The organism is uncultured Lutibacter sp., from assembly GCF_947493565.1.
GTDB lineage: Bacteria > Bacteroidota > Bacteroidia > Flavobacteriales > Flavobacteriaceae > Lutibacter > Lutibacter aestuarii.
Genome location: NZ_CANLRG010000005.1, coordinates 75,096 through 96,071, shown reverse-complemented (window position 1 = coordinate 96,071; position 20,976 = coordinate 75,096). Strand labels below are relative to the sequence as shown.

The 20,976-nt window shown below is 29.6% G+C and carries 22 protein-coding genes; 6 read left to right on the top strand and 16 right to left on the bottom strand.

All coding sequences use genetic code 11. The features are described from left to right. The first annotated feature begins 15 nt into the window (after positions 1-15). The gene (locus Q0714_RS07460) at positions 16-2,385 is read left to right on the top strand and encodes a hypothetical protein (RefSeq protein WP_298263920.1); all 2,370 of its coding nucleotides are present in this window, start codon (positions 16-18) and stop codon (positions 2,383-2,385) included. A gap of 61 nt (positions 2,386-2,446) precedes the next feature. Here Q0714_RS07460 and ettA read toward each other — a convergent pair whose 3' ends face one another. From ettA to Q0714_RS07430, 6 genes are all read right to left on the bottom strand, one after another. Next, positions 2,447-4,138, bottom strand: a complete 1,692-nt coding sequence (gene ettA / locus Q0714_RS07455) for an energy-dependent translational throttle protein EttA (protein WP_298263918.1) — start codon at positions 4,136-4,138, stop codon at positions 2,447-2,449. A 51-nt stretch (positions 4,139-4,189) separates the two neighbouring features. Beyond that, positions 4,190-4,366 carry a CAL67264 family membrane protein gene (locus Q0714_RS07450; RefSeq protein WP_298263917.1) on the bottom strand — a complete coding sequence of 59 codons (177 nt, stop codon included), beginning with the start codon at positions 4,364-4,366 and terminating at the stop codon, positions 4,190-4,192. 197 nt (positions 4,367-4,563) lie between these two features. Beyond that, positions 4,564-5,286, bottom strand: a complete 723-nt coding sequence (locus tag Q0714_RS07445) for a pirin family protein (RefSeq protein ID WP_298263916.1) — start codon at positions 5,284-5,286, stop codon at positions 4,564-4,566. Beyond that, entirely contained in the window at positions 5,287-5,724 is a 438-nt protein-coding gene (locus Q0714_RS07440; protein ID WP_298263914.1) for a MarR family transcriptional regulator, read from the bottom strand. 2 nt (positions 5,725-5,726) lie between these two features. Further along, complete coding sequence (locus Q0714_RS07435; protein ID WP_298263913.1) at positions 5,727-6,257, bottom strand: NADPH-dependent FMN reductase; 531 nt, start codon at positions 6,255-6,257, stop codon at positions 5,727-5,729. After that, complete coding sequence (locus Q0714_RS07430; RefSeq protein ID WP_298263911.1) at positions 6,258-6,626, bottom strand: DoxX family protein; 369 nt, start codon at positions 6,624-6,626, stop codon at positions 6,258-6,260. It lies immediately after the preceding gene. Between the two features lie 131 nt (positions 6,627-6,757). Here Q0714_RS07430 and Q0714_RS07425 point away from each other — a divergent pair, with 131 nt between their 5' ends. The 3 genes from Q0714_RS07425 to Q0714_RS07415 are packed head-to-tail and all read left to right on the top strand — an operon-like array spanning position 6,758 to position 9,504. Next, positions 6,758-8,386 (top strand): acyl-CoA carboxylase subunit beta, encoded by a 1,629-nt coding sequence (locus Q0714_RS07425; protein ID WP_298263909.1) that lies wholly within the window; start codon positions 6,758-6,760, stop codon positions 8,384-8,386. A 59-nt stretch (positions 8,387-8,445) separates the two neighbouring features. Then, entirely contained in the window at positions 8,446-9,162 is a 717-nt protein-coding gene (locus Q0714_RS07420) for a YebC/PmpR family DNA-binding transcriptional regulator (protein WP_298263908.1), read from the top strand. A 9-nt stretch (positions 9,163-9,171) separates the two neighbouring features. Continuing rightward, positions 9,172-9,504, top strand: coding sequence for a hypothetical protein (locus tag Q0714_RS07415; RefSeq protein WP_298263906.1), 333 nt, complete (start codon positions 9,172-9,174; stop codon positions 9,502-9,504). Here the strand turns inward: Q0714_RS07415 and Q0714_RS07410 are convergent. Genes Q0714_RS07410 through Q0714_RS07400 form a run of 3 tightly spaced genes read right to left on the bottom strand, consistent with a single transcriptional unit; the run spans position 9,488 to position 12,570 of the window. After that, positions 9,488-10,552: an AMP-binding protein gene (locus Q0714_RS07410; RefSeq protein ID WP_298263905.1), complete on the bottom strand. Its 1,065-nt coding sequence runs from the start codon at positions 10,550-10,552 to the stop codon at positions 9,488-9,490. The two genes, Q0714_RS07415 and Q0714_RS07410, sit on opposite strands and share 17 nt — an antisense overlap. Before the next feature lie 21 nt (positions 10,553-10,573). Next, positions 10,574-11,533, bottom strand: a complete 960-nt coding sequence (locus Q0714_RS07405; protein ID WP_298263904.1) for a CPBP family intramembrane glutamic endopeptidase — start codon at positions 11,531-11,533, stop codon at positions 10,574-10,576. Next, positions 11,530-12,570 carry an o-succinylbenzoate synthase gene (locus tag Q0714_RS07400; protein WP_298263902.1) on the bottom strand — a complete coding sequence of 347 codons (1,041 nt, stop codon included), beginning with the start codon at positions 12,568-12,570 and terminating at the stop codon, positions 11,530-11,532. The genes Q0714_RS07405 and Q0714_RS07400 overlap by 4 nt, the downstream gene beginning before the upstream one ends. Positions 12,571-12,639: 69 nt before the next feature. On the opposite strand from Q0714_RS07400, the gene Q0714_RS07395 reads away from it, so the two are divergent. Continuing rightward, positions 12,640-13,548 (top strand): sterol desaturase family protein, encoded by a 909-nt coding sequence (locus Q0714_RS07395; RefSeq protein WP_298263901.1) that lies wholly within the window; start codon positions 12,640-12,642, stop codon positions 13,546-13,548. A gap of 49 nt (positions 13,549-13,597) precedes the next feature. Here Q0714_RS07395 and Q0714_RS07390 read toward each other — a convergent pair whose 3' ends face one another. Continuing rightward, positions 13,598-13,969 (bottom strand): TM2 domain-containing protein, encoded by a 372-nt coding sequence (locus tag Q0714_RS07390; protein WP_298263900.1) that lies wholly within the window; start codon positions 13,967-13,969, stop codon positions 13,598-13,600. Positions 13,970-14,008: 39 nt separating this feature from the next. Here Q0714_RS07390 and Q0714_RS07385 point away from each other — a divergent pair, with 39 nt between their 5' ends. Continuing rightward, positions 14,009-14,896 carry a hypothetical protein gene (locus tag Q0714_RS07385; RefSeq protein WP_298263899.1) on the top strand — a complete coding sequence of 296 codons (888 nt, stop codon included), beginning with the start codon at positions 14,009-14,011 and terminating at the stop codon, positions 14,894-14,896. 78 nt (positions 14,897-14,974) lie between these two features. On the opposite strand, the gene Q0714_RS07380 is transcribed toward Q0714_RS07385, so the two are convergent. The 6 genes from Q0714_RS07380 to Q0714_RS07355 form a co-directional block, all read right to left on the bottom strand. After that, the gene (locus Q0714_RS07380) at positions 14,975-15,655 is read right to left on the bottom strand and encodes a metal-dependent hydrolase (protein ID WP_298263898.1); all 681 of its coding nucleotides are present in this window, start codon (positions 15,653-15,655) and stop codon (positions 14,975-14,977) included. A 153-nt stretch (positions 15,656-15,808) separates the two neighbouring features. Next, positions 15,809-18,079, bottom strand: a complete 2,271-nt coding sequence (locus Q0714_RS07375) for a TonB-dependent receptor (RefSeq protein ID WP_298263897.1) — start codon at positions 18,077-18,079, stop codon at positions 15,809-15,811. Positions 18,080-18,311: 232 nt separating this feature from the next. After that, positions 18,312-18,695: a hypothetical protein gene (locus tag Q0714_RS07370; protein ID WP_298263895.1), complete on the bottom strand. Its 384-nt coding sequence runs from the start codon at positions 18,693-18,695 to the stop codon at positions 18,312-18,314. 79 nt (positions 18,696-18,774) lie between these two features. Continuing rightward, complete coding sequence (locus tag Q0714_RS07365) at positions 18,775-19,668, bottom strand: 1,4-dihydroxy-2-naphthoate polyprenyltransferase (protein ID WP_298264218.1); 894 nt, start codon at positions 19,666-19,668, stop codon at positions 18,775-18,777. 29 nt (positions 19,669-19,697) lie between these two features. After that, the gene (locus tag Q0714_RS07360; RefSeq protein WP_298263894.1) at positions 19,698-20,477 is read right to left on the bottom strand and encodes a (Fe-S)-binding protein; all 780 of its coding nucleotides are present in this window, start codon (positions 20,475-20,477) and stop codon (positions 19,698-19,700) included. Positions 20,478-20,497: 20 nt separating this feature from the next. Next, positions 20,498-20,944, bottom strand: coding sequence for a phosphoheptose isomerase (locus tag Q0714_RS07355; protein WP_298263893.1), 447 nt, complete (start codon positions 20,942-20,944; stop codon positions 20,498-20,500). Between the last annotated feature and the right edge of the window lie 32 nt (positions 20,945-20,976).

Sequence of the window (20,976 nt, the reverse complement as noted above, 5' to 3'; positions counted from 1 at the left end):
AAAATAGTTATCACAATGAAAAGTAAAATTATAATACTACTGCTCTTTTTCTTTTCAAAAAGTCTATTGTTTGCTCAAGATTATACTACATTAGAAATTTTAAACCTTGAAAAAGAAACTGCTAGACTCTCAGTAAATCAGGCATTTAAAGATTTAAAATTACCTAAAATGCATCTTTGGAAAAACCAAACTACTACTGAAAGTAGCTTTTATACGTATAGAACTTTAATGGTAAAAAACAGATTTGTATTTAAAGTTAACGTAACAGCTAACAAATTAACTGTTTCAATAAGAAATAGACAATACCAGTCAAATAGTAACTGGATAGATAATCCTTTACCAATGTCTAAAAAGCAGGCAGCTAAAATTTTAGACCCTCTAAAAGAAAAAATTCTTGAGCTCTCCAAAAATAAAATTATAACTCAAAATAATACAGACCCGAGCAATTCAAAAACTTTAAAATCTAAAGAAGCCGGTATTTATGAAGATTTTATAATTGTAAAAACTGGAAATCCTGAAATGGATTTATTAGCTATTCATAAAAATGGACATTTAATAGGATATAATTTGTCAGAAAATAAGACGTCTGTTAAATCACTAATTTTTAAAGAGCATGAGTATTCAGAAGCTATTACTTTATTATTCAATGATGATAACACACCCAAAGGAATAGTATTTAGTGAATACATAATTAACTTTTCTGTCCAAGAAAATAATTTAACGGAGTTATCATTATATGATAACAATGGAAATTTTATAAATAAAAACGTCACAAAGATTGAAGACCTTGATTCATTCTCAACAAGTATTATTCAAGAAAAAAATGGGCAAGGACCAAATTTAGCATCAATATTATTCGAAAATAATGCCATGAGCCTAGCTACTAAACTTGGCTATGCCTCAACAGCCTTGCAGACTGCATTATGTGGAGGATTGATAATCACTGGAGCAGGAATTCCAGCCGCTGCAATTGTTTGTGGATCTTTATTATTAGATATAACTGTAAAGGTTCTTCCAAAAGAAAACTTTATGTACGATACATTATCTCTTGCATCTATGGCAACAGCATTTATACCCATGGGTAATCCACTAAAAATTGCACCATTAATTACAAACTCAGCTAAATTATCAGAATTACTAGCCGGTTTAACTAGTATTGCTAATGGTGCTGAAAATTATTATGAAAATCATATTAAAGAAGTTAAAATAGTCATTGAAGGACCATCAACTATTAGGACCGGCTATTTTGGGGAGAAAGGAGAACCAATTATATTATATGCAAAATCGGAACCGAACATTCCTATTCAATGGCAAAAAAAATCAGAGGCTATATTAATGGAAAAATTAGAACCTAATGATACGAGAAATAAGGAAGGTTATTCTGCTATACAGATTTGGGCAATCTCACCATCAAATAAAAAACCTATAATTGTTGCTAGCCAGAGTAACAATAAGGATGGAGCTCTTGAATATATTGAACTAGAAATAATAAGCCCTAATTATTTTTACTTTTTAGATTGTGCAGAATGTGGGAAAAATATACCTATGGATTCAAAATTAAAAGAAAAAATTGATGCCTGCAAAAAACAATTAGAAAACTGTAAAAAACAAGCCGTAGCTAATAAAGATATATTATTAATTGTTAATTCAAAAAACGAAGTAATAGAGCCTAAACTAAATGAAAGAAAACTTAATTTTATTAAAAAAAACATTAAAAAAGATGGAACACCTTATCCTGTAAATGAACAAGGGGAATTTAAAGAATTTGTAAAAGAAGCTAGCTGTAATTTTAATTGTTCGGGTTTTGATGACAAACAAACTATTATATCATTAGCTCATGAAGCCATGGGTAAAATTAAAATCAATGAAACTAAAATAAAAGAGTTACAAAAAACGGCGGAATTAATTCTAAAACAGGATCAAAATGCAAGTGAAGAAAAACTTTTAAAAATTGCTAAAGACTTGAAAATTCTTGAAGAAAATTCCAAAAAGATAAGAACTGAATATGGTGAAAAGATTAACAAAATTGCGGAGAAAGGAACTATTGAGTTTATGTACAAAAAAACTGATAAGTCACAATGTTATGGTTTTAAAGGTTCTGTAAGGACAAAAGGTGCTCATTGGACTCGGCCATCTCTTACAATTTTATTAGAATATAATATTTTACCTATTTCTTGTAAAGAAAAACTAGAGTATGGAACCATTTTCAAAGGAAAAGGAGTATCGAATATTACATTTCGATTTTTAGATAATAAAAATAAACAAATAATGAAAGCTCGTACTTCAATTGCTCAATTTACTACCATTACTATGGATATTAAAGAATTTAAAAAAACTGAAATAATTGAATTTTTTAAATCTAATCCTATAGGGCCATTTAATTAAATTTGAGTCAGTAAATCACCTTATTAAAAAATCCCAGAATTTCTTCTGGGATTTTTTTCAATTATCTAACTAGTTTTTTATACTTAATACGTTTAGGCATTAAATCTCCTCCTAAACGTTTCTTTTTATTTTCTTCGTAATCAGTAAATGATCCTTCAAAGAAATAAACTTGAGAGTTTCCTTCAAAAGCTAAAATATGCGTACAAATTCTGTCTAAAAACCAACGGTCGTGACTAATTACAACTGCACATCCAGCAAAATTTTCTAAACCTTCTTCTAAAGCTCGTAATGTATTCACATCCAAATCGTTGGTAGGCTCATCTAACAATAACACATTTCCTTCTTCACGCAATGTCATCGCTAAATGTAAACGGTTTCGCTCTCCTCCCGATAATGTATTTACTTTTTTATTTTGTTCACTTCCTGAAAAATTAAATCGACTTAAATATGCGCGAGAATTCACTTGTTTTCCTCCCATTAAAATTAACTCTTGTTCATCAGAAAAATTTTGCCAAATGGTTTTTTCAGGATCTATATTTGAATGGCTTTGATCCACATAAGCTATTTTAGCGGTTTCACCAACCTTAAACTCTCCTTTATCAGGAGTTTCTTCTCCCATAATCATTTTAAAAATGGTCGTTTTTCCAGCTCCATTAGGTCCAATAACACCAACGATTCCTGCTTGAGGTAAATTAAAATTCAAATCTTCGTATAATAATTTATCACCAAAGGCTTTAGAAACACCTTTGGCCTCTATTACATTTGTTCCTAAACGAGGCCCATTAGGTATGTAAATTTCTAACTTTTCATCTAGTTGAACTTGATCTTGACTCATTAACTTATCGTAATTTGCCAAACGAGCTTTAGATTTTGCATGACGCCCTTTTGGAGCCATCCGTACCCACTCTAACTCTCTTTCTAATGTTTTTTGACGTTTAGAAGCTTGCTTAGATTCTTGAGCTAAACGTTTAGATTTTTGATCTAACCAAGAAGAGTAATTACCTTTCCAAGGAATTCCTTCACCTCGATCCAATTCTAAAATCCAGCCAGCAACATTATCTAAGAAATAACGGTCGTGAGTTACTGCAATTACTGTTCCATTATATTGTTGTAAATGGTGTTCTAACCAATGTACAGATTCTGCATCTAAGTGGTTTGTAGGCTCATCTAACAATAATACATCTGGTTCTTGTAATAATAATCTGCACAAAGCTACTCTTCTTCGTTCACCACCAGACAAGTGCTTTATAGGGGTATCACCATCTGGAGTTCTTAATGCATCCATAGCAATCTCCAGTTTTGTGTCTAACTCCCAAGCATTGGCAGCATCAATTTTATCCTGAAGCACAGCTTGTTGTGCCATTAATTTATCAATTTTTTCAGCATCTGAATACACTTCTTCCAAACCAAACATATCGTTTATTTTGTTGTATTCGTCTAAAATAGCAACGGTTTCTGCAACACCTTCTTTTACAATATCTAACACTGTTTTAGAATCATCTAACTGAGGCTCTTGAGATAAATATCCTACAGAATATCCTGGAGCAAAAACAACGTCTCCTTGATAATTTTTTTCAATTCCGGCAATAATCTTTAACAATGTAGATTTACCAGATCCGTTTAATCCTAAAATTCCAATTTTGGCTCCATAAAAGAAGCTTAAGTAAATATCTTTTAAAACCTGTTTATTAGCTCCTTGATAGGTTTTACTAACACCTGACATTGAAAAGATAACTTTCTTATCGTCTGACATTTTTTATGTTTTTAATTATTATTTAAATTTTAGTTTAAAGAGTTGAATGCACTAAACTCTACCCTTTAAAGCATTAAATACCCAAGCAATTGCAAAAAAACCTATACCAACTGCTGCAAATCCCCAACCTGCTATTTCGTTGTACCTAAAAGCTCCTAACCCAATTAAAATTACTCCAACAATTATCATTATGGCTGTTGCCCAAGCTAATACTGTATTTTTATTCATTTTTATAAATCTTTCTTATTTTTTTAAATTCCCATTTAATGAGCAGTTTGCAAATATCGTAATTTTAAAATGAATTTCATAAAAAACACCCGCTATTAAAAGGGTGCTATATTAAAAAAATAAACTGATTGTATGTTAAAATTAAACTACTTCGGTTAAATTTTTCTAAACTATAATTTAATGAAAAATCATTTTTATTAAAACTGCATCGGTACTTCAATAAAAAGTAATTCAGATGCTGTTTGAGAGTGTATTGAAAATTGTAATGTTTGATATACACCAATAGCATCTCTTTTAGATAAAAAAGTGTTATCTACTGTAATTTCACCATCAATAACCATTAGATATACTCCATTGTTTTTTGATTTAAGTTGATATGTGAACTCTTTACCTTTACTTAAATCTATTCTTGAAATTTGTGCATTTTGATGAATTTTTAAAGAATCTTTTAACTCTTCATCAATTGAAGAAACCAATACTTGTAACTTATCAGCTCTTTCTAATGCGCTAAACGCTTTTTGATCATATCTTGGAGTTGCGTTTTGTTTGTTTGGAACAATCCATATTTGAAATAAATTAATGCTTTCATTTGGTAAATTATTCATTTCAGAGTGCATAATTCCACTTCCAGCACTCATAACTTGTACCTCTCCAGTTTTAATAGAAATCCAAGTATTACTCATAGAATCTCTATGTTTCAAACTTCCTTTTAGAGGAATGGTAATTATTTCCATATTTTCATGAGGGTGGGTTCCAAATCCCATTCCTCCTTCAATAATATCGTCATTTAAAACTCTTAAAGCACCAAAATTCACTTTTTCTGGATGGTAATAATTAGCAAAACTAAAGGAATAATTTGCTTTTAACCATCCATAATCTGCCGTACCTCTTTCACTTGCTCTGTATATATTTTTTTCCATTTATCTAATTTTATCTAGAAGTGAATTCAATTTTTTTGCTTCACTTTCGGTTAAATTTTTCATTTGATTATCAAATTCAGAATTATTTATTTTTTCCAAAAGTTCTAATCCACTTTTTGAGATTTTAACATAAACCACTCTTCTATCGTTTTCACAGCGTGTGCGTTCAATTAAATTTTTATCGCATAATTTATCCATTAAACGAGTAGAGTTAGGTGATTTTTGTACCATTCTTTCTTTAACTGTAGTTACTGTAATGGCCCTTTTGGCTCCTCTTAAAATTCGTAAAATATTATATTGCTGAACAGATATTTTATAAGGTTTTAATATTTCATTCCCACAACCATCTAACCAGTTTGCAGTATATTTTATATTTATTAAAGCCTTTATTTTTTCGTTTGGAAACTTCGAATTTATATCTTTAGCAATATCACCCATAACTAAATAGTATTTTCAAATTTTTGAACCACAGATAGTAACTTTTGTTTCAATTCCATATTGGTAACTTGACCGTTATTAAAATTTTCATTAAATGAAGGAAATGCCAAACTTCCAACAATATTAGCGTTATGATAAGGAAACCTGTTCAAGGCAATTTCTAAAACTGATTGACCTCCTCTAACTCCTGGAGAAGTACTAAGCAAAATTAGAGGTTTATTTCTAAACACCTTAGCCTCAACTCTTGAGAGCCAATCAAATGTATTTTTAAATGCTGCAGAATAAGCTCCATTATGTTCAGCTAATGAAATGATAAAGCCATCGGCTTTTTCAAATAATTCATTTAATTTTTTAGTGCCTTCTGAAAAACCTTGTTTTGCTTCAATATCTACCGAAAATAACGGCATTTCAAATTTATTTAAATCAATTTTTATTAAAGTAACGTTATTTACTAATTCTCCAACATACTCAGCAAGTTGCTTATTAATTGAATTTCTACTCGAGCTTCCTCCTAATGTTATTATATTTTTCATTTAAACTATTGAATTTTTAAAGGTTCTTTTTCCAAATATATAAGATAAAATTAACAACGCCATTGCAATAACAGCCGCTGTTTGCTCACCATCTCCAATCATAAAATGAGCAAAAAAAGCTAAAACTATTTCAAAAAACAATGCTGAATACACCCATTCTTTAATTATTGATTGCTTTTGAATAACTAATACTAAAACCGCTGTAGTTTTTGCTATTGCTAAAGGATATATTAAATATGTAGGATAACCAAAGCTTTTAAATGCTTCTTCAATGGCTAAATAATTAAAGATATACATTCCTGCTGACATTAATAATAAAACTCCTAATAGTGTAGTACTAACCCAGTAAATAATTTTATTTAAATTCATTTTTTATATTTTAATTTTTGACAAATATACAATAAATTTTTATTATTTACCTAGGTATTTATTTTCCAGGTACCTATTCAACAATGTTTAACATTCATTTTGTACTTTAGCACCTATCAAACTCATTATAAATGGACATCAACTTCAATAAAAACGAAGATCATAATAAGCTGCAAATAGCGGAGTTAAAACTAAAACTACTAAAAGTATATAAAGGTGGTGGAGAACAACGCATATTAAAACATAAAGAAAAAGGTAAACTAACAGCTAGAGAACGTATTGATTATCTTTTTGATAAAAATTCTGAAACCCTAGAAATTGGTGCTTTGGCTGGAGAAGGCATGTATTCTGAACACGGAGGTTGTCCATCTGGTGGAGTAATTGTAAAAATTGGGTATATAAAAGGTAAACAATGTATTGCTGTAGCCAATGATGCTACCGTTAAAGCAGGTGCTTGGTTTCCAATTACAGGGAAAAAGAATTTACGGGCTCAAGAAATTGCAATTGAAAATAAACTTCCCATAATTTATTTAGTTGATAGTGCAGGAGTTTATTTACCTATGCAAGATGAAATTTTTCCAGATAAAGAACATTTTGGACGCATATTTAGAAACAATGCTGTAATGAGTAGTATGGGAATTACACAAATTTCAGCAGTGATGGGGAGTTGTGTAGCTGGTGGTGCTTACCTACCTATAATGAGCGATGAAGCAATGATTGTTGACAAAACTGGTAGTATTTTTTTAGCAGGAAGCTATTTAGTAAAAGCCGCTATAGGCGAAAACATAGATAATGAAACATTAGGTGGGGCTACAACACATTGTGAAATTAGTGGTGTTACTGATTACAAAGCCATTGATGATAAAGATGCTCTTGATAAAATTAGAACTATTGTTGATAAAATAGGGGATTACGACAAAGCGGGATTTAACAGACGTGAAACTAAACCTCCGATTGAAAATCCTGAAGAGATTTTTGGAATTTTGCCTAAATTAAGAACTGATCAATATGAAATTCGTGCCATTATTGAACGATTGGTAGATAATTCAGAATTTGAAGAATATAAAAAAGAATATGGTAAAACTATTGTTTGTGCTTATGCTCGAATTGATGGTTGGGCTGTAGGTATTGTTGCCAATCAACGTACAGTCATAAAAAATGCTAAAAAAGAAATGCAATTTGGAGGTGTTATTTATTCAGATTCTGCGGACAAAGCCACTCGGTTTATAGCCAATTGTAATCAGAAAAAAATTCCATTGGTATTTTTACAAGATGTTACAGGATTTATGGTGGGTAGTAAAAGTGAGCATGGAGGAATTATTAAAGACGGTGCCAAAATGGTAAATGCAGTAAGTAATTCTGTGGTTCCTAAATTTACCATTATTATTGGGAACTCCTATGGTGCTGGAAACTATGCAATGTGTGGTAAAGCTTATGACCCTAGATTAATTGTTGCATGGCCATCTGCTAGATTAGCTGTTATGGGAGGAGAACAAGCCGCAAAAGTTTTATTACAAATTGAAACCGCTTCACTTAAAAAGCAAGGAGAAAAAATAACCAAAGAAAAAGAAGAAGAAATTTTAAAATCGATTAAAAAAAGGTACGACGCACAAACGTCTCCTTATTATGCTGCAGCACATTTATGGACCGATGCCATAATTAATCCACTTGAGACAAGAAAATGGATTAGCATGGGAATTGAAGCTGCCAATCACGCCCCAATAGAAAAACCATTCAATTTGGGAATTATTCAAGTTTAAAAAATTGTAAAAATAATTGGTAATATATACATTTGCATCACTAAAAATATAAAGTACTTATGGGAAGAGCCTTTGAATTTAGAAAAGCACGTAAAATGAAACGTTGGTCAGCTATGGCAAAAACCTTTACACGCATTGGTAAAGATATTGTGATGGCAGTTAAAGAAGGAGGTCCTAATCCAGATACCAACGCGCGTTTAAGAGCAGTAATTCAAAATGCAAAGGCAGCTAATATGCCTAAAGATAATGTTGAACGTGCTATAAAAAAAGCAAGTGATAAAGACACCGCTAATTACAAAGAAGTACTATTTGAAGGCTATGCACCTCATGGAGTGGCAATTTTAGTTGAAACTGCAACTGATAACAATAATCGAACTGTTGCAAATGTAAGAGCTGCCTTTAATAAATGTGATGGAAATATGGGAACTTCTGGTTCAGTAGCCTTTATGTTTGACCATACTTGTAATTTTAGAGTAAAAGCAGAAGATTTAACCATGGATTTGGAAGAATTTGAGCTAGAATTAATCGATTTTGAAGTTGAAGAAGTTTTTGAAGATGAAGATGGAATTTTAATTTATGCTCCTTTTGAACAATTTGGTGCTATTCAAAAGTTTTTAGAAGAAAATAATTTAGAAATTTTATCTTCAGGCTTTGAACGTATACCTACTACCACAACTAAGCTAAATGAAGATCAACAAGTTGATGTTGAAAAATTATTAGAACGTTTAGAAGAAGATGATGATGTACAAAATGTGTATCATTCTATGGAAATGTAATTCTTATCTATGTTTTTATTGGGTAAAAAAACTTCAGAATTAAAAAATGAAACATCAAAAGATGTAATTTGTCCTAATTGTAATGCTATAAATACTACCAAAATTTCAGTCATTGGAATTTATAAACATCTATTTCATATTCCATTTTTGTCAAGTGGTAAATATGGAAAATCTATTTGTAATGATTGTGCTAAGGAATACAATTTAGAAACAATGCCTAAACTTACTAAACTTGCTTATTTTGAACTTAAAGAAACTGTTAAAACTCCTATTTGGTTTTACGCAGGTTTGATAGGTTTAAAAACTCTTATTTTAATTAAAATTTTTAGTAAATATTTTTAAGTAATTTCATTGTTTCAACTCTATTAATTTTACTTGTTGGAGTTTCAATAAAAGCATTTATAAAATATATTTCTTTAGGCTTTTCATACTTTGAGAGTAAGGTCGTTTTTTTTAGTTTACTTTCAAGTGAAATATCATTTTTACCCTCAACTAATAAAATTAACTTTTCTCCTAATATTGGATCAGAAATTCCAGTTATAAAAAAACGCTTTTGAATAATTGATGCTAATTTTTCTTCAATTTGCTCTGGAATTAATTTAACCCCTCCTGAATTAATAATAGTATCAAACCGTCCTAACCACTTAAACTCAGTTTCAGATATAAGTTCAACCAAATCATTTGTAATCACTAATTCATTAGCTACCTCAGGGGCATTAATTACCAAACAGCCTCTATAATCTTTTGAAACAGTAATATTTGGAAGTGTTATATAATTAAATTTCACATTTAAATTTAACTCTTTTCCTTCAAAATTATTTAATTTTTTTACAGCAATATGGGTAATAGTTTCTGTCATGCCATAAGTTGCATAAACATTAGTTTTAATAACTTGTAGTTGATTTAATAGTTTTTCAGAAACCACTCCACCTCCAACAATTAATTTCTTAATTTTATTAATTTGAGGTAATGAATTATGCAATTGTAAAGGTACCATCGCCGAAAAATCATATACTTTTTTAATTGTCCTTAACGGATTTGAAGTTGCAGAAACAACATCTAAATGCCAACCTAATGTGAGAGCTCTTACCAGCATCATTTTTCCTGCAATAAAATTTGGAGACATACATAAAAGTACTTTAGCATTTTCTTTTATATTGAAATATGCTCCTGTCACTTTAGCACTATTTATCATTAGTGCTTTTTGAAGTTGAATAATTTTGGGAGTACCTGTGGAACCAGAAGTTTTTACTTCAACAAATGGTTCTAGGTTAAACCACTCTTTAAGAAATTGAGCAATTTCATTAGAAACTCCTTCTGAAAATAAAATCAATTCTTCTATTGATGAAAAAGATTCTCCATTTATTTTAAAGGATTTATGAATGAACATGGCAGATTTCAACACACTAATTTAAGCTATAAATTCGTTTTCATTTAATTCAATTGGTTTTAAAACTGTACCAAATAGTTTTTCTTTCCAATTTGTCCAGCCATATTTTTTTGAAAAAATAATAAGCACTAAAGGATATAGCACTAGCACAGGAACAAACATTTCCCATCCAACAGATGGTTCTGAAGTATCTATAAGTAAAGCATCTGTCTGAAAAACAGTCCAATTAGCTGTAACTAATACCGCTGCTACAATATTATTCGCAGCATGAAACCCTAGCGCTAACTCTGTGCCTTCATCCATTAAAGTAAAAACACCCAATACTAAACCTGTACCAATATAATACACCATACTTATCCAACCTAATTTTTCAACTTCAGGATTTAAACCATGTAGCAATCCAAATATAACAGCGGTTAAAATTAATGCCACGAATGATTTTTTAAACCACGTTCCAAAACCTTGCATTAAATAACCTCTAAACAATAATTCTTCCATACTGGTTTGTATTGGTAAAAATAAAAAGGAAACGATTACTAATAGTATAAATGAAACTGGTTTAAAATTCCATACATAATTTTCTGGTTCTAAATAATAACCTATAGCTATCATTAAAACACCTATAAGTCCCCAAACACCAAATGCATAAAAAATACGACTCCAATCAATTTTTGTTCTGCTAGTTACCAAACTTGTTATTTTTCTTTTGTGAATTGTTTTAACACCTAGTAACAACGCCATTAAACCTCCCAAAAAAGTAAAAATCATGAGCAATAAATACAGGTTTGAGTCTATTCCTAAGTTTGTGAAATTATTTATGGCAGCATCCATAAACTCTTGTGTATTTTCAGCATATAAAAATGCAGTTCCAATTAAAGGTATCACACCCAAAAATTGCCAACCAAAAACCAATAAAAAAAGTGTTACTAAATATGCCCACCACTCATTATTTCCTTTATATGCTTGTTGTATAAATTTCATACTTCTAAATTATATTTCCATTTTAAACTATTATTATAAAACAAATGTCCCTTTTTTACTTCTAACGGACTTTCAAAATTATTTGTAAATAAACTTCCAGTACCTAAACCTTGTGGAATTTTATTTCCTAAATTATAAGTCCATTGAGCTATGGCATTTAATCCTATATTACTCTCCAATGCTGATGTTATCCACCAACCTATATTACTTTTTTCGGCTAAATTTATCCATTTTTCACTTCCTCTAAAACCACCTACCAAACTAGGTTTTAAAATTATATATTTCGGCTGTATTATTTGTAGTAATTCTTGCTTTCTTGTTACATCAAAAACGCCTATTAACTCTTCATCTAAAGCAATTGGTATTGGTGATTTTGAACATAAATTTGCCATTTCATATGGCTGACCTTGTTGAATTGGTTGCTCTATTGAATGAATTTGAAACTCTGACAGTTTTTTTAATTTTTCCAAAGCTTCATTTGGCTTAAAAGCACCATTTGCATCAACTCTTAACGTAATCTCTTTCGGATTAAACTCATCACGAATACTTTTTAAGAGTGACAACTCAGAATTAAAGTCAATAGCACCAATTTTCATTTTTATAGTAGAAAATCCCACTTCTAACTTTTCTTTAATTTGTTGTTTCATAAAAGCTTCACTTCCCATCCAAATTAATCCATTGATACAAATGGAGTCTTTTGTTTGAGTAAATTTAGATGGAAACAATTCAAAAGAATTTAAGCTTTTTAATGACAGATACGCTTGTTCTAATCCGAATTGAATGGAAGGGTACTCTTTTAACTTCAGCAACAATTCTTCAATATTATGATTGATGTTATTGCAAAGCCATTTTAATTTTTCTTCATAATCTGGTTTATCATCAGCGCTTAAACCTTTAAATAAACCGCACTCACCTATTCCTATTTTAGTATCCTCATATAATTTTAAAAAATACGTTTCCTTTGTTTTTAACACCCCTCTAGAAGTTCCACTTGCTTGTTTAAAAATCAACGTATATTTTTGATATGTTGCCTTCATTTCTTTTAAAAATTGAAAGATACAAATATTTAAAAATTTATTTTATATTGGTACATAATAATCATAAAAATGGAAGTTCCACACATACCTAATTTAATTTATTACGCAATTCCTTTTTTTATAGTCACTGTTATTTTTGAAGGAATTATATTGTTTAAAAAAGATCCTAAGACATACCAAATTAAAGATACGTTAGCTTCTTTATCTATGGGTATTGGTAACGTAGTTTCTAATTTATTAAGTAAATTATTAGTTGCTTTTATTATTACTTTTTTATATGAAAATTTCAGAATTACAACCATTCCTTTTGTATGGTGGGCTTGGTTACTAATCTTATTTGCTGATGATTTTTTTTATTATTGGTCACATAGAATTGGACATGAAAGCAGATTTTTTTGGGCTTCACACATTGTACACCATTCTTCTCAAAAATACAATTTAAGTACCGCTTTGCGTCAAACTTGGACTGGTGGTTTTTTTAGTTTTATATTTTATATCGCATTACCTTTTTTAGGTTTTCATCCTTTGATGATTTTTACACAGATGAGTATAAGTTTGCTATATCAATACTGGATTCATACAGAGTTAATACACAAAATGCCAAAATGGTTTGAAGCTATTTTTAATACTCCATCTCACCACAGAGTGCATCACGGAAGTAATCCATTGTACTTAGATCGAAATCATGCAGGAATATTTATTATTTGGGATAAACTTTTTGGAACATTTCAACCAGAACTTAATGATGAAAAAGTAATTTATGGATTAACTTCAAACATAACTACTTTTAATCCTTTAAAAATTGCTTTTCATGAATGGATTGCTGTTTTTAAAGATGCTTTTTCCGCTCAAACAACTTTTTTAAATAAGCTAAAGTATTTTATAAAACCTCCTGGATGGAAACATGATGGTACAGGATTAGTATCAGATGATTTACGAAAAGAATGGCTATCATCTAAATCTAAAAAAATTGAATAAAAAAAGAGAAGTTAATACTTCTCTTTCCATTTATAAATTTGAGTTTTTTCTAAAAGAAATCTGCTTTATAGCTTCCATTATGAGGCTTATAATCTCCAGTTATAATTCTAATCATATCAATTATCCACCAAATTCCAAGACCTCCTAGCGTAATTATAAAAAGTACATTAATATACCAAGGATTTCCTAAATACCACTTATGTCCAGCTAAACCTCCTAAAAAAATACCTAATAACAATGCAATACCTTGACTTTTTTCTGAGCCAGCAGCAGCTGGAGAAACTAACACTTCTGCTACTGAAGTTTTATTAACTTGTGTAGAGGTATCAAATGTTGAAACTCTTTTAACTGGAAAAGAAGCATAACTAAAACTTGTCATCAATAATAGAGACACTATTGATAAAATAATTTTTAATTTCATAACTTTTAAATTTAAATTTGTAATCAAATCTAATAAAAAATGCCTAAAAAGAGTACATCCTTTATTTTAATTTTAACCTTATTACTTTTTAATAAAACTATTTATGCACAAAATGAACAAGAATATTTAGGGGTTATTAAATTAAACGACTCTTCTTTTATATCCTACAGATTAAATTTATTTGAAAATAATAATTTAATATCTGGATATTCAATTACTGATATTGGTGGTGATCACGAGACTAAATCCAATATTACAGGCACATACAACAATAAAACCAATATGATGTCATTTAAAGAAATTGGAATTATTTATACTAAATCTGAAATCTCTGACTATGATTTTTGTTACATACACTTTGAAGGGAAAGTACTCAATGTAAATTCAAAAAAAAATATAGAAGGTGAATTTAGAGGACTGTACAGTGATGGAAGCACTTGTATAGATGGAGAAATTAAACTTAAGAATATTGAAAAAATAGAAAAAAAAGCTGGAAAAATTGACAAAGTAATTCAAAAATCAAAACGTATTGATAATACTATTAAATCAACTGTGAGTGTGGCTCAGACTTTAGATACTTTAAAAATGAATATTTTAAAACCCAATCAAAACTTAACTATGTTTTCAACTTCATCTGAAGTTAAATTAAAAATTTATGATGCTGGAAAAGTAGATGGTGATAAAATTAATATTTATATAAATGACACCATTTTTCTCAGAAATTTTGTTGTAAATAAAAAAATAAAGCAACTTACAATTCCTTTAAAGTCTAAATCAACTACTGTTCAAGTTGAAGCTTTAAATATTGGTACAATTTCTCCAAACACTGCTAAAATTGAAATTATTGATGATGAAAATAACATCAATACTTTAACCCGTTTAAAAACAAGAGAAAAAACATCTATAACTATTGTTAAAAGCAATTAATTATTTTTCCAACACTCTAGTTTTGGGATTCTTTTTTAGGGTTTTTATTTAATGGCATCGCACAACTTTGATAAATTTTTATATTTTTAAATTTCCTCCTATTGGTAATAAATACAACTCTTTTTTAGACTTTGCAAACTTTTCAAAAGCTTCTTTGTGGTTAATTTTTATATAACCAAACGTATCAAAATGATATCCTAAAACTTTATTACAATTTAAAAATTTACTCGCTTTAATAGCTTCATCAATACCCATTGTAAAATTATCTCCAATAGGTAAAACTGCCAAATCTAAATCTCCAATAACATCAGGTATTAACTTCATATCGTAGGTTAAAGACGTATCACCTGCAATGTAAATTCTATGATGTCCAGTTTCAATTACAAATCCCCCTGGCTGACCTCCGTAACTTCCATCTGGGAATGAGCTTGAATGAATGGCATTTGTATAATGAACTGTACCAAAATCAAAATTCCATTTTCCCCCATGATTCATTGGGTGTCCTTCAATGCCTTTATGTTCAAAATAAGTAACAATCTCATAATTAGAAATTATTTTGGCTCCTGTTCGTTTTGCTATTGCTTCAACATCCAATATATGATCTTGGTGCGCATGAGTAATTAGAATATAATCTGCCTGTAATTTATTAATATCTATGGTTGAGGCCAACTCATTTGCTGTAATAAAAGGGTCTACTATAAGGGTTTTATCTTTTGTTTCAATACTTAAACTTGCATGTCCTAAATATGATATTTTCATTGTATGGGTGGTTTTTAATTGGTTTACTGCAATTTAAAAAATATATTTCAACCATTTTAAATTTATTTAATTTTAATTCCTATAAATAAACAAAAAACCACAGAAAGCTTTCTTTCTGTGGTTAACAAACAAACAAATAAGTATCTTCTAATATTAGAACTGATACTTAAAATACGTTGTAAAATTTCTACCAGGTTCATAAATATTACCTGCAAGAGTATTTGAATTGTTATAAGAAAAATTCAAATGTTCATAATACGTTTTATCAAAAATGTTTAGCACTGCAAATCCTATAGAAAAACCTTTAAAGGGCTCAATACCCGCTCTAACATCTAATGTTCCAAAACCTGGGGTTTCTTCTTCCATAAAAGTTTCTGACACTCTGCTTTGCTTAGCTACCAAACGAGAGCTTAGTGCTAGCCAATATAATGTACCTTCATATTTAGCTCCTAAATTTGCCATAAATGGAGGAATATGTGCCAAAGGTTCGTCAAAATCTTTATTTTGAGCACTTGTAAAAGAAATGTCAGAAGTAAAGGATAAACGCTCTGAAGCCTTTACATTGAAAGAAAATTCAAAACCAGTTTGAGAAGCTTTATCTATATTTATAAACTGTTTTGCATATACCGGAGGAGTTGTTGACATAAATTTTCTTGGTATTGAAGTATTAACAAATGCAGAAATATAATCTGTTAAAAAAGAATGAAAAACTGAAGCGCCTAATTCAATAGTTTTAAAACTTTTTAAAAAAGAAAGTTCTAGTTGAGTATTTACTTCAGGTTTTAAATTTGGATTTCCCACATATTCATAAGGATCTACTCCTACAGTAAAATGGTTAATATAACGTTCAACCATAGAAGCTGTTCTTACTCCTCTACCAATGGCTAGCTGCGTTTGAAATCCGTTTTTTTGGTGTTTTACAGAAGCGTTAGCGCTTATATTAGTTTCTGTTACATCACCAATAGTTCCACCATATAATTCTTCAAAATCTGCTGCAGCATCATTTAAAGAGGTAGAAATAAAATCGGCTCTAATTCCTGTAGTAATCGTTGTAAAATCCGATAGCTTGAATTTTCCTTCAGCAAAAATTCCAACATCATTTAAACTAGCATCTTGCCATATTTTATCCGTAAAAGTTTTAGGAGTTGGTAATATCATACCATTCATCATTTTCACTATTCGTGTTCTATCACCCTTTCTATCTATTAAGTTTGCATCAATTCCTGTATAAATTCTGGTAGTATTTGAAGGAGTTATCACCAATTCAGCTTTTCCTCCATAAGTCCAAGATTCTACTGGTGATTGTGCATCAACCATTTTAAAATTAGGTCTATTTTCATTGGTCATTAAATGATCTACGTACGAATAAAATGCTTTTACAGAAAAGCTATTAATTTTTTCAGAAATTTCTTTCATTTTATAATCTATTCCTGCTAAATAGCTATCATCATATGGTGAATCCATTGCCAAACCTGCATGGTCAATATCTCTTCCAAAGGATTGTCTCCAGCTTAATTGCAAACGTTGTTGTTCGGTTGGATTAAACCCAATTTTTAAAGAATAATCTGTTGTTTTAAAAGATGAAGGAACTTCTGTTCCGTTTCCATCTTCATAATCACCAAAATCTCTATACGAACCATTTAAATGAATATCGAATTTTTTTGCTACATATAATGCCGAAGCACCACTTACTAAATTATTTCCATTGGTTTCATAACCACCTTCAACACTTGCATGAAATCCAATTTGTTCTTTGGTTGGATTTTTAGATACTAAATTAATAATACCTCCAAAGTTTTGTCCAAAGCGAACTGTAAAAGGTCCTTTTACAATTTCAATTTTTTCAATTTCTTCTGGGATAACGTGTGTGGTTATAGGATCCATTCTATTCGGACAGGCATTCAGTACTTTCATACCTCCATCATATTGAACATTTAACTGCTCATATTTAAACGAACGAAACACTGGCTCCGAGGCATAAGCTCCTTTTTTAGTGATACCAAAACCTTTAATATCTTTAAACAAATGCCCCACACTTCTAGGTTGACTTATTCTTTTTTCCGCATCATTTATTACAGTAGATTGTGCTATATCTTGCAGTGGGTTTGCTGCTACCAATATTTCATTTAATTCAATTTGAGCCAAGGCTAGTTTTATTACCATATTATTTTGTAATGGTACTATAACTTTTTTATAGCTTATGTGTGTAATTTCAATTTTATCTCCAATTTCAGCATTTATCAAAAACTCTCCATTGTTTTTTGAAGTAGCAAAAACATTATTTTTTAAAACTCTGATAGTTACATATTCAATTGGATTATTTGTATTTTCTTCAACAATTTTCCCTTTTATTTTAGTTGATTGTGCATAAGAAAACACCGTTGTTAGTAAAACAATAAAGCTAAGTAGTAATTTATTTTTCATTAGTTTTTTTCAATTTTTAAAATAATTGCAATAGTTTTTTCAATTAATTTATCGTTAATTGAATAGTTTTTCATTTAAGTATACAATTACACCACTCTACTATAAATTATTTCCAACATACTCTCTAGTATGTTTTAAAAATTTAATGTAAAATGTTTACGAAGTATCGGAAGTATTTATTTGTTCATAAAACTTCAAAATAATTCGAAATAATAAAAAGTGATGTAAAAAATTAAGAAAGGTTTCTTGGAGGCTTAAAAATAGTATTTAAAAAGTTTTGAGAAGTGTTTTTATAAACATCTATACTTTTAGTAACTATTAATTGTTGTTCTTTAAAACTGTAAGAAAATTCATTTAAAGGGCTTATCGGGTAATCTTTTAACTCAATTCCTGGAACTGTAGATTTATGATCGTGGTTGGTATGATCAACCTCTTTTAGCTGTTTTTCTAAATAACATTTTCCATTACATTCTAAATAAGGTTTGTCTTTGTTTTCACAAAGCACTGTTGCAATATATTCGTAGTTTGCATAATACTCAATAATTGGCATTACTGGACGAACCATAGCCAATAAATATAATAAGTAAAAAAATATGCCTAAAAACTGACGTTTCATCAACAGGGTTTAAATAATGGACAAATATATCTTTTATTTTTTTATTTTTTTGTGATTGTAATCACTATATTAAAAAAAATTATAACATAAAACCTAAACCAAATAACAGAGAAAACAAAAATGTACTAATTGCTAGTTTTTTAAGTTCTGGATCTAATTTTTTTGGGTCATTATTCTTATATACAACTATAAAATGTTTTATTATTGGAATAAAAGCCAGTGCAAATATAAATTGATAATATGACTTGAAATGTATCATTGTATACAGTAGTGCAAATAAAAATGAAGAAATTAGTAAGTAATAATGATAGTATTTAGCAAATTCAATACCTATTTTAACTACTAAAGTATTTTTACCTGATTTAATATCTGAAGCTCTATCTCTCATATTGTTTAAGTTAAGAACACCTATACTTAAAAAACCTATTGAAAATGCAGGTAAAAGTATTGTTATTTGAAATTGTTTGGTATATAGATAATAGCTTCCGATAACACTTAACAATCCAAAAAAAATAAATACAAAAAAATCTCCAAAACCACTATAACCATATGCCTTTTTGCCTACGGTATATTTTATAGCAGCTACAATACTTGCTAAGCCCAGTATAAGAAAAATACTTATGTTTATAAAATCATCTTTTCCAAACGCCAAGTAAATTAATAGAATTGCAATACAAAAAGTAACCGCACTTGTTATAATTATTGCCTTGCGCATTGCTTTTGGCGTTATTACACCGCTTTGGATAGTTCTTTTGGGGCCTACTCTATCCAAATTGTCTGTTCCTTTGATACCATCACCATAATCATTCGCAAAATTTGAAATAATTTGAAAACCTACGGTAGTTAATAAAGCTAAAACACAAATTTTCCAATTAAAATAGTTTTCAGATGCAGCAATAAAGCTTCCAACTATAATCCCTGAAACCGATAAAGGTAAGGTTCTTAAACGAGCTGCATTAATATAGTTACTTATCATATGTAGTAGAAAAACAAGAACGAATTTTACAAATCTTCAGCATTTGCAATTAGTTCTGCAATATCTAAAACTTCTATTTCTTGTTCTTTGTCAGTAGCTTTTATTCCATCAATCATCATTGTATTACAAAAAGGACAGCCAGTTGCTATAATATTTGGTTGTACTTCAATAGCATCTTCAGTTCTTTCAACATTTATATCTTTAGTGCCTTTTTCAGGTTCTTTAAACATTTGTGCTCCACCTGCTCCACAGCATAAACCATTTGTTTTGCAGCGTTTCATTTCTACCAATTCAACATCTAATTTTTTAATTAAATCTCTTGGTGCTTCATAAACATCATTAGCTCTTCCTAAATAGCAAGGATCGTGAAAAGTGATGCGTTTTCCTTTAAATTTACCCCCTTCTATAGTAATTCTACCTTCATCTAATAAGGATTTTAGCAACTCTGTATGGTGCACAACTTCATAAATACCTCCAAGTTCAGGATATTCATTTTTTAACGTATTAAAACAGTGAGGGCAAGCTGTAACAATTTTTTTAACTTCATACGCATTTAAGACTTCAATATTTGTCATAGCTTGCATTTGAAATAAAAACTCATTTCCTGCTCTTTTAGCTGGATCTCCTGTACAGCTTTCCTCAGTACCTAAAACAGCAAATTCAACATTTGCTTTGTTTAATAGTTTTACAAAAGCCTTTGTTATTTTTTTTGCTCTGTCATCAAAGCTTCCAGCACAACCTACCCAAAATAAAACTTCTGGTTGTTTTCCTTGTGCCATCATTTCAGCCATTGTTGGTACATTCATGTTTTAAAATTTTATATTTTTTATTCGTGTTTACCGTCGTCAAAAACTTCAATAGTAACTTCTTTTTCTACTAAATCAGTAAATTTACCTCTATATCTAGTTGCTTTTACCAAATGATTATCAATCCAATGGTAATTTCCTCCTCTTGGTTTTCCCATTAATAAGCTATGATATTTGAAACCATTATTTTTTAACCAAATTTCAGTATAGTCTCTGTGCGCTTCCAAACGAGATGTAAAAAAACAAATGATATGTCCTTCATCATACCATCCATTTAACGTTTTTAAAGCATCTGGGTAAACTTTAGCCGTTAGCATTCTTTCTGGTTCTTCATTAGGAATATCGTCGCAAATTGTTCCATCTATATCAATTAAATAGTTTTTAATTCCTTCTGGTAAAATTGGACTTATATGTAATCCTTCTTCAACTTTTTTATGTAAAAGTTTATCTACATCTTCTTTTTTCATTCTTATGGGTTTAAATGATTTTTTATAGTTAT

Bases quoted from the DNA above. Each gene is read 5' to 3' on its own strand.
- Q0714_RS07460 (WP_298263920.1), top strand. From the start codon at position 16: ATGAAAAGTAAAATTATAATACTACTGCTCTTTTTCTTTTCAAAAAGT.
- ettA (WP_298263918.1), bottom strand. From the start codon at position 4,138: ATGTCAGACGATAAGAAAGTTATCTTTTCAATGTCAGGTGTTAGTAAA.
- Q0714_RS07450 (WP_298263917.1), bottom strand. From the start codon at position 4,366: ATGAATAAAAATACAGTATTAGCTTGGGCAACAGCCATAATGATAATT.
- Q0714_RS07445 (WP_298263916.1), bottom strand. From the start codon at position 5,286: ATGGAAAAAAATATATACAGAGCAAGTGAAAGAGGTACGGCAGATTAT.
- Q0714_RS07440 (WP_298263914.1), bottom strand. From the start codon at position 5,724: ATGGGTGATATTGCTAAAGATATAAATTCGAAGTTTCCAAACGAAAAA.
- Q0714_RS07435 (WP_298263913.1), bottom strand. From the start codon at position 6,257: ATGAAAAATATAATAACATTAGGAGGAAGCTCGAGTAGAAATTCAATT.
- Q0714_RS07430 (WP_298263911.1), bottom strand. From the start codon at position 6,626: ATGAATTTAAATAAAATTATTTACTGGGTTAGTACTACACTATTAGGA.
- Q0714_RS07425 (WP_298263909.1), top strand. From the start codon at position 6,758: ATGGACATCAACTTCAATAAAAACGAAGATCATAATAAGCTGCAAATA.
- Q0714_RS07420 (WP_298263908.1), top strand. From the start codon at position 8,446: ATGGGAAGAGCCTTTGAATTTAGAAAAGCACGTAAAATGAAACGTTGG.
- Q0714_RS07415 (WP_298263906.1), top strand. From the start codon at position 9,172: ATGTTTTTATTGGGTAAAAAAACTTCAGAATTAAAAAATGAAACATCA.
- Q0714_RS07410 (WP_298263905.1), bottom strand. From the start codon at position 10,552: ATGTTCATTCATAAATCCTTTAAAATAAATGGAGAATCTTTTTCATCA.
- Q0714_RS07405 (WP_298263904.1), bottom strand. From the start codon at position 11,533: ATGAAATTTATACAACAAGCATATAAAGGAAATAATGAGTGGTGGGCA.
- Q0714_RS07400 (WP_298263902.1), bottom strand. From the start codon at position 12,570: ATGAAGGCAACATATCAAAAATATACGTTGATTTTTAAACAAGCAAGT.
- Q0714_RS07395 (WP_298263901.1), top strand. From the start codon at position 12,640: ATGGAAGTTCCACACATACCTAATTTAATTTATTACGCAATTCCTTTT.
- Q0714_RS07390 (WP_298263900.1), bottom strand. From the start codon at position 13,969: ATGAAATTAAAAATTATTTTATCAATAGTGTCTCTATTATTGATGACA.
- Q0714_RS07385 (WP_298263899.1), top strand. From the start codon at position 14,009: ATGCCTAAAAAGAGTACATCCTTTATTTTAATTTTAACCTTATTACTT.
- Q0714_RS07380 (WP_298263898.1), bottom strand. From the start codon at position 15,655: ATGAAAATATCATATTTAGGACATGCAAGTTTAAGTATTGAAACAAAA.
- Q0714_RS07375 (WP_298263897.1), bottom strand. From the start codon at position 18,079: ATGAAAAATAAATTACTACTTAGCTTTATTGTTTTACTAACAACGGTG.
- Q0714_RS07370 (WP_298263895.1), bottom strand. From the start codon at position 18,695: ATGAAACGTCAGTTTTTAGGCATATTTTTTTACTTATTATATTTATTG.
- Q0714_RS07360 (WP_298263894.1), bottom strand. From the start codon at position 20,477: ATGAATGTACCAACAATGGCTGAAATGATGGCACAAGGAAAACAACCA.
- Q0714_RS07355 (WP_298263893.1), bottom strand. From the start codon at position 20,944: ATGAAAAAAGAAGATGTAGATAAACTTTTACATAAAAAAGTTGAAGAA.